Genomic DNA, 7,662 nt, shown 5'->3' on the forward strand with positions numbered 1-7,662 from the left:
ACGAGGCGCCACATGCCCTGGCCGGCCTGCTGCTCGTCCTCGGTGGTGGGCACCTGGACGGCGAAGGTCTCGCGCTTGAAGCGTTCCTCGGCCCAGGCGGCGGCCGCGCGGTGCTGGGAGAGCAGGCCGAGTTCGTCGACGCGTTCGCGGGTCAGGCCGCGCCGGCGGGCGATGCGCTCGGCGGCCTCGAACTGGTTGGGCAGGTCGACGTTCCACTCGTCGGGGAAGGGCTTGCCCGGCCCGTGCTTGGACCCGCTGCCCAGCGGCACGCGGGACATGGCCTCGACGCCGCAGGCGATGCCGATGTCGATGACGCCGCCGGCCACCATGTTCGCGACCATGTGGTTGGCCTGCTGGGAGGAGCCGCACTGGCAGTCGACGGTGGTGGCCGCGGTCTCGTACGGCAGGCCCATGGCGAGCCAGGCGGTACGGGCGGGGTTCATGGACTGCTCCCCGGCGTGGGTGACCGTGCCGCCGACGATCTGCTCGACGCAGTCGGGCTGGATCCCGGTGCGGGCGAGGACCTCCCGGTAGGTCTCACCCAGCAGATACGCGGGATGGAGGTTGGCGAGCGCGCCCTGGCGCCTGCCGATGGGAGTGCGTACGGCTTCGACGATGACGGGTTCCGCGGCCATGGCTGGTCCTCTCCTGCGTCCGCGGACGTCCCGGCGCCCACGGCGCGGTGCTGTGCGGGTCCCCCGGCCCGACTGGTACGTCTTCTGATACGTGTTCCAGTTCCGTTGGCAGTCTTATGACTGCCGCCCCCGGTGCGCAAGGGTCGCGCAGCGGCCGCCGCGCACCGGTCCGCGTCGTCTCCCTTGCCGCCGCTCGGGTCCGTCACTACCGTCGGACGACACGCTTCTGACGGGCCATCAGTTCCTGGTCCGCCACCCATCGGCTACCCACCGGCTTGGAAGGGGCGGTCGCCATGCCGTGTCCCGCGCTGCCCGAGGGCTTCGACCCCACCGACCCGGACGTCTACCACCACCGGGTGCCGCTCCCGGAGTTCGCCCGGCTGCGCCGGACGGCGCCGGTGTGCTGGATCGCCCAGCCGCACGGCGCCGCCGGCTTCGGCGACGACGGCTACTGGGCGGTGACCCGGCACGCGGACGTGAAGGACGCCTCCACCCGGCCCGAGGACTTCTCCTCCGACCGCAACACCGCGGTCATCCGCTTCCACCCGCACATCCGGCGCGAACAGATCGACGCCCAGCGGCTGATGATGCTCAACATGGACCCGCCCGAGCACACCCGCGTCCGGCAGATCGTGCAGCGCGGCTTCACCCCGCGCGCGATCCGCGCCCTGGAGGGCGCCCTGCGCGAGCGCGCCGCCGCCATCGTGCACCGCGCGCGCGACGCCGGCACCGGCGACTTCGTCACCGACATCGCCTGCGAACTGCCCCTCCAGGCCATCGCCGAGCTCATCGGCATACCGCAGCAGGACCGGGCGAAGATCTTCGACTGGTCCAACAAGATGATCGCCTACGACGATCCCGAGCTCGCCATCACCGAGGAGATCGGCACGCAGTCGGCGGCCGAACTCATCACCTACGCGATGGACCTGGCCGCCGCGCGGACCGCCGGCCCCGCCCGGGACATCGTCGGCCGGCTCATGGCCGCCGAGGGCGAGGGGAACCTGCGCTCCGACGAGTTCGGCTTCTTCGTCCTGCTGCTGGCCGTGGCCGGCAACGAGACCACACGCAACGCCATCAGCCACGGCATGCACGCCTTCCTCACCCACCCCGGGCAGTGGGAGCTCTACCGCGCCGAACGCCCGTCGACGGCGGCCGAGGAGATCGTCCGCTGGGCGACCCCGGTCGTCTCCTTCCAGCGCACGGCCACCCGCGACACCGAACTCGGCGGCGTGCGCATCGCGGAGGGACAGCGGGTCGGCCTCTTCTACGCCTCCGCCAACCACGACCCCGAGGTCTTCGACGCGCCCGGCACCTTCGACATCACCCGCGACCCCAACCCCCACCTCGGCTTCGGCGGCGGAGGCCCGCACTTCTGCCTCGGCAAGTCCCTCGCGGTGCTGGAGATCGACCTGATCTTCACCGCGATCGCCGACGTCCTCCCCGCCATCCGCCTCGCCGCCGAACCCCGCCGGCTGCGCTCGGCCTGGCTGAACGGCATCAAGGAGATGCGGGTCGTCTACGGCTAGCGCGGGAGCCCGGCATCACACCCCCCGCACCAGCGTGCCCGGGTCCGTGTTGGCCCCGCACAGCACGACGGCCACCGTCTCTCCCTCCGCCGGGGCGTAGGCGCCCGTCGAGAGTGCGGCGAGGGCCGTCGCCGCGCCGTGCTCGACGGCCACGCGCCGGTGCTCCCACAGCAGGTCGCGGGCCCCCTCGATGCCCGCGTCCGGCACGAGGACGGAGACCGCACCGGTGTGCCGCGCGACGTGCAGGGCCGTGGCCGAGGCGCGGCGGGCGCCGAGGGAGTCGGCCGCGATCGAGTCGACGCCGACGTCCACCACGCGGCCGGCCTCCAGGGCCGCGTTCAGGGCCCGGCAGTTCTCGGGCTCGACGGCGACGGTGCGCACGCCGTGCCGGTGGGCGGCGGTGGCGACGCCGGCGAGGAGACCGCCGCCGCCCACCGCGACGACGACGGTGTCGAGTCCGGGAACGTGCCGGCGGATCTCCTCCAGCAGGGTGCCGGCGCCCGCGGCGATCAGGGGGTGGTCGTAGGCGTGCGAGGCCAGGGCGCCGGTGCGGGCGGCGAACTCCTCGCACGCGGCGAGGGCCTCGGCGTACTGGGTGCCGGCCGGCCTGACGTCCGCGTCGTAGGAGCGCAGCCGCTCGACCTTCACCCGCGGGGCGGTGCGGGGCAGGAAGACGGTGGCCGGCGTGCCGTGCTCGCGGGCGGCCCAGGCGCAGGCCAGGCCGGCGTTGCCGCCGGAGGCAATGGTCACCCCGGCCTCCGGCAGGGTGCCGGCCTCATGGTGGGCGGCCAGGAAGTTGTGCGCGCCCCGGGCCTTGAACGAGCCGGTGTGCTGCATGAACTCCAGGGCCAGCCACACCGTGGCGCCGGGCACGGCGCCGGGGTCGAGGGGTGCCACGGCCACGGGGCGGACGCGGCCCGCGATCCGGTCGGCGGCGGTCTTGATGTCGTCGAAGCTCAGCGGCACGGTACGTCCTCGGTCGGGAGGGGGAGGCTTCGGCGCCATTCAACAACTCCCTTGCTGCACAGGGAAATCGGTCCGTACCAAAACCCTTGTCAGCCGCAACCGCCGGACTTACCCTCGGGTACACCTTCCGGGACGGCTGTTCGCCACGTCACCCACGTGTGCGTCACCGCGGGGCCGTCTCCCTCGGGCTCGTCTGAAGCACCCCACGCATGCCGGCAGCGCGGGCAGCGCTGCCCACCGCTCTTTCGAGGGGACAACAGGATGAAGGACGTTCGCGACGCTCAGGGAAGACCGGTGACGGGACGCGTCAGGTGGCGCCGGTTCGCCATGCTGTCCGTGCCCGGCTTCGCCGTCACCGCCGGGCTGGCCGTCGCCCTCGCGCAGGGCGCGCTGGCGGCCTCGTTCGCGGTCTCCGGCCAGCAGTTCAAGGTCGGGGCGGCCAGCCTGGAGGGCCAGGGCTTCGCCCAGTACGGCGGCGTGGACACCAACGCGCGCGACCAGCTGCTGCCCGTGGCCGTCACCGCCATCAAGAGCGCGAAGCTCCACGACCTGTGCCAGTCCGTGGTGACCACCCTGCCCGGCATCGGCGACATCTCCCTGCGGCTCAACGCCGGCAAGGGCGACAAGCAGGTCGAGGCGAGTGATCTGTTCGTGGACGCCACCCAGCTGTCCGGTGACGCCACCTTCGACGACATCGAGATCGGCCGCGACGCCTCCACCCTCGACAAGGGCCCCGCCTCCGCCCAGGGCATGCAGGACGCGTTCGGCCAGCAGGCCAAGAGCGTCAAGATCACCGATCTGCACCAGGTGGCCTGGGCGACCAACGCCGGCACCTTCAAGCTCGCCGGCCTCGACATGAAGATCAGCCTCGGCAAGCATGAGTGCTTCTGACGCGGCGGGCGGCACCGCGGCGCCCGCCCGTCCCCGTCGCCGGCCCTGGGCCGCCTGGCGGCGGTGGCGCAGGAGCCGCCCCTTCTGGGGCGGCCTCGTCACCGTCCTCGCCGGGGCCGAGATCTGCGCCATTCCGCTGGCCCCCCTGAGGATCATGCTGGCGCAGGGGATCGCGGGCATCCCGTCGGTCCTCATGGGCCTGATCATGATCGTCATGGGGCTGAGCGCCTGGTTCGCCCCCCAGTTCCGCGCCCTGGCCGGGGTGGTGACGGTCCTCATCGCGGCCGCCGCGCTGGTCCTGTCCAACCTCGGCGGATTCCTGTTCGGCACGATCCTGGGCATCCTCGGCGGCGCCATGACCTTCGCCTGGCAACCGCTGCCGGCCGCGCCGGTGGCGGGTGCGGAGACCGGCGCGATGCCGGAAACGGCACCGGAGACGGAGACGGGCACCGACGACGCCGCCCAGCACGGCACCACCTAGCGCACGCCGCACCACCCTCCCCCTCCCACTCAAGGAGACCCCCATGTCCACTCGCCGACCGCTGCCCCTGCCCGCGCTCCTCGCCACGGGCGCCGCGCTCGCCGTCGCCGGCGGGCTCGCCCTCGGCGGGGCCGGCGTCGCCGCCGAGCCCGGTCCGACGACGGTTCAGCCGGCGGGGCACTCCTTCGCGGCCGTGCTCAACGGCAGCGCCACCTTCAAGGCGGGCTCGGTCACCGTCACCTGCAAGGTCTCCAGTTCGCAGCCGGGCAACGGAAACAACGTGGTGCCCGAGGCGCCCGGCAACAGCAACCCGGCCGGGCCGGTGGCCAGCCCCATCAACGCGCCCACGTACTCCAACTGCACCGCGAGCCTGCCGGGCGTCCGGGTCTCCGTCGTCACCTCGGGCAACTGGCAGGTGTCCATGCAGAACGGCTCGCCCATCACGGCCTCGCTCACCGTGCCCGTCGGCGGGCTCGTGCTGAAGACGACCGGGCTGGCCACCTGCACCGTCACCGCGGCGCCCACGGAGGCCGCGACGTTCCCCGCCGTCTTCACCAACGGCGCCCCCTCGCAGATCACGGTCACGGACGCGGCCGTGCCCGTGCGGTCCGAGGGCGGCTTCGGCTGTCCGACCAGCGCCAAGACGTCCCTGTTCAACGCCGTCTACGACGTGACGGACCAGACCGACCCCGCCTCCCAGATCACCGTCGGCGGCTGAGGGGGAGCGCGCGAAAGCGAGAGCGCGCGAGGGGGCGCGTGCGCGCCCCCTCGTCAGCCGCCCGCGCGGGCCGGTTCCGCCGCGCGCACGTCGCTCTCGCCGCGCGCCCCCGGGATCTGCGCGAGCGCCTGCCGGCCCGGGCCGGCCAGCGCGTACTGGAGGGCGAAGCCGGAGGCGACGACCAGCGCGCCGCCGAGCGCGTCCAGCAGGTAGTGGTTCGCGGTGCCGATGATGACCGAGAGGGTCAGCAGCGGATAGAGCATGCCGAGGCACTTCATCCACAGCTTCGGCGCGACCACCGCGATGACGACGCCGCACCACAGCGACCAGCCGATGTGCAGCGACGGCATCGCCGCGTACTGGTTCGACAGGTCCGTCAGCGCCCCGAAGTCGGGGTTGGCCAGGTCCTGCGGGCCGTTGGCGGTGTCGATGAAGCCATGGCCCGGCATCAGCCGCGGCGGGGCCAGCGGGTAGAGCCAGAAGCCGGCGAGCGCCATCAGCGTCGCCAGGGACAGCGCCGTGCGGGCCCACCGGTACGTGGCCGGGCGGCGCAGGTAGAGGAAGCCCAGCAGACACAGCGGCACCAGGAAATGGAAGGTGCCGTAGTAGTAGTCCATGCTGCCGGCGAGCCAGGCCCGGTCGGCCACGAAGTGGTTGAAGCCGTGCTCGACGTCCAGGTGCAGGAATTCCTCGGCGCCCAGGATCTGCCGGCCGTGCGACTCCGCGAGGGTGCGGGAGTCCGGAGCGCCGGCCCGGATGTAGGAGTAGACCCAGTAGCCGACCCGTATCAGCATCAGCTCCAGCACCAGGTTCGGCCGGTTGAGCGGCCGCTTCCAGAAGCCGAGCAGCGGCACCCACGAGAACCGGCCGGGCTGCGGCTCGGCCACCGGTGACGGAACGGGCCGGTCCCACACCTCCGACCGCCGGGAGAGGAACGGCATCGCGCAGGCCGCCGCGAGGGCGGCGAGCAGCGGCGCGTTCTGGCCGAGCGGACCGAGGACCGGGTTCGGCGCCACCAGGATCGCGCTGGGCAGCGTCATCACGAGCACCACCAGCACGGGCCACATCAGCCGGTCCGCGCGCCGCCTGCCGACCCGGCCGACGACGGCGAGCAGGATCCACAGTTGCTGGTGCTGCCAGGCGGTGGGCGAGACGGCGACCGCGACGCAGCCGGTGATGGCCGTGGCCAGCAGCGGCTGCCCGTCGCGGGCGTAGCGCACGGCCCTGCGCAGGCCGAGCACCAGGACGACCGCGGCCAGCAGCCCGTACAGCGTGAGCTCCAGCGGGCCGCGCAGGCCCACGCGCAGCAGCAGGCCGTGCAGGGACTGGTTGGCGAGGCCGGCCGGCTTCTCGCCGAGGCCCGCACCGGCGATGTGGTGCGCCCAGTACGTCCATGAGTCGTCGGCCATGACCACCCAGACGAGTGCCGTGCACGTCGCGAAGGTGACGCCCGTGGTGAGTGCCGCGCGCCGGCGGCCGGACAGCCACAGCACCGGGGTGAGGAGCAGTACGGCGGGCTGGAGGGCCGCCGCGACGCCGACGAGGACGCCGCTCGCCCGCCCGTCGCCGCGCGCCAGGCGCGGCAGACAGCAGCCGAGCAGGACCAGCAGCACCGGCAGGATGCTGGTCTGGCCGAGGGTGAAGGTATTGCGGACGGGCAGCGAGAGGACGGCCAGGATGATGGCGACCGGCGCCGCGAGCAGATCGGTGCGCGGGGAGACCACGCCGGGCAGTGCCCGGGCGGCGACCAGCGCGACCGCCACGACGAGCAGCAGCGTGCCGAAGGTCCAGCCGATGCCCAGCCCCTGCTCGGCGGCCTTGGTCAACGGCTTCAGGACGAGGCCGGCGAAGGGTGTGCCGGTGAACTTGTCCGTGCCGCCGTAGAGCGAGCCGCCGACGTGCAGGACGCCGTTGTCACCGATCCAGCGCTCGAGGTCGCTGAAGCGCCGCTCGGGCGGCAGCCGCAGCACCGCCGCCGCCTGACGCGCGGCCAGCAGCCCGGCGAGGAGCCACAGCGCTCCCAGGGTCATGCCGGTCCGCGAGCCCGCCCTCGGCGGACTCACCAGTCCGCCCCGGTCTGCTTCCGCCACGGTCAGCCGCTCCTCCCGTCGCCCAGCTCGGTCACCCTCGTAGAGCCGTTTGAGACCTTACTGAGTCCTGGGGATGAGACGCAGGTCACTCCCAGGTCACCTGACAACCTCCCACACATGGCCGGATTCCAACGCCTCTCCCCCCAATGGCCCGCCCCCATTAGGGTTTCGATCATGTGGACCACCGCCCCGCTCTCCGTGAACACCCCGGAGGCGGCCGAACTCCTGCGCGCGTACCTCGTCGACGTCGCGGACCGCTGGTACGAGCTCCACCGGGGCCGGACTTCGACGCCCGAGGAGATCGAGCGTCATCTGGCCGAGGACCCCAGCGACGACCTCACCCCGCCCGACGGGC

6 protein-coding genes and 2 pseudogenes are annotated in these 7,662 nt (G+C 73.0%); 5 read left to right on the forward strand and 3 right to left on the reverse strand.

Going from position 1 to position 7,662, the window contains the following annotated elements; genetic code table 11:
- A pseudogene (locus AB0K09_RS26250) lies at positions 1 to 635 on the reverse strand (steroid 3-ketoacyl-CoA thiolase); the annotation flags it as partial.
- A gap of 293 nt (positions 636 to 928) precedes the next feature.
- Between AB0K09_RS26250 and AB0K09_RS26255 the strand changes: the two are divergent.
- Complete coding sequence (locus AB0K09_RS26255; protein ID WP_366067861.1) at positions 929 to 2,161, forward strand: cytochrome P450; 1,233 nt, start codon at positions 929 to 931, stop codon at positions 2,159 to 2,161.
- A gap of 15 nt (positions 2,162 to 2,176) precedes the next feature.
- Here AB0K09_RS26255 and AB0K09_RS26260 read toward each other — a convergent pair whose 3' ends face one another.
- On the reverse strand, positions 2,177 to 3,127 hold the full coding sequence (locus tag AB0K09_RS26260) for a serine/threonine dehydratase (protein WP_366067862.1): 951 nt from the start codon (positions 3,125 to 3,127) through the stop codon (positions 2,177 to 2,179).
- A 261-nt stretch (positions 3,128 to 3,388) separates the two neighbouring features.
- On the opposite strand from AB0K09_RS26260, the gene AB0K09_RS26265 reads away from it, so the two are divergent.
- Genes AB0K09_RS26265 through AB0K09_RS26275 form a run of 3 tightly spaced genes read left to right on the forward strand, consistent with a single transcriptional unit; the run spans position 3,389 to position 5,217 of the window.
- On the forward strand, positions 3,389 to 4,018 hold the full coding sequence (locus AB0K09_RS26265) for a DUF6230 family protein (protein ID WP_366067863.1): 630 nt from the start codon (positions 3,389 to 3,391) through the stop codon (positions 4,016 to 4,018).
- On the forward strand, positions 4,005 to 4,499 hold the full coding sequence (locus tag AB0K09_RS26270) for a DUF6114 domain-containing protein (RefSeq protein WP_366067864.1): 495 nt from the start codon (positions 4,005 to 4,007) through the stop codon (positions 4,497 to 4,499). Before AB0K09_RS26265 ends, AB0K09_RS26270 begins: the two co-directional genes overlap by 14 nt.
- Before the next feature lie 43 nt (positions 4,500 to 4,542).
- Positions 4,543 to 5,217: a hypothetical protein gene (locus tag AB0K09_RS26275; RefSeq protein ID WP_366067865.1), complete on the forward strand. Its 675-nt coding sequence runs from the start codon at positions 4,543 to 4,545 to the stop codon at positions 5,215 to 5,217.
- Between the two features lie 53 nt (positions 5,218 to 5,270).
- Here AB0K09_RS26275 and AB0K09_RS26280 read toward each other — a convergent pair whose 3' ends face one another.
- On the reverse strand, positions 5,271 to 7,247 hold the full coding sequence (locus AB0K09_RS26280; protein WP_366067866.1) for a bifunctional glycosyltransferase 87/phosphatase PAP2 family protein: 1,977 nt from the start codon (positions 7,245 to 7,247) through the stop codon (positions 5,271 to 5,273).
- A gap of 234 nt (positions 7,248 to 7,481) precedes the next feature.
- On the opposite strand from AB0K09_RS26280, the pseudogene AB0K09_RS26285 reads away from it, so the two are divergent.
- Positions 7,482 to 7,662, forward strand: a pseudogene (locus tag AB0K09_RS26285) (GNAT family N-acetyltransferase); the annotation flags it as partial.

This window comes from Streptomyces sp. NPDC049577, from assembly GCF_040675635.1.
Classification (GTDB): Bacteria; Actinomycetota; Actinomycetes; order Streptomycetales; family Streptomycetaceae; genus Streptomyces.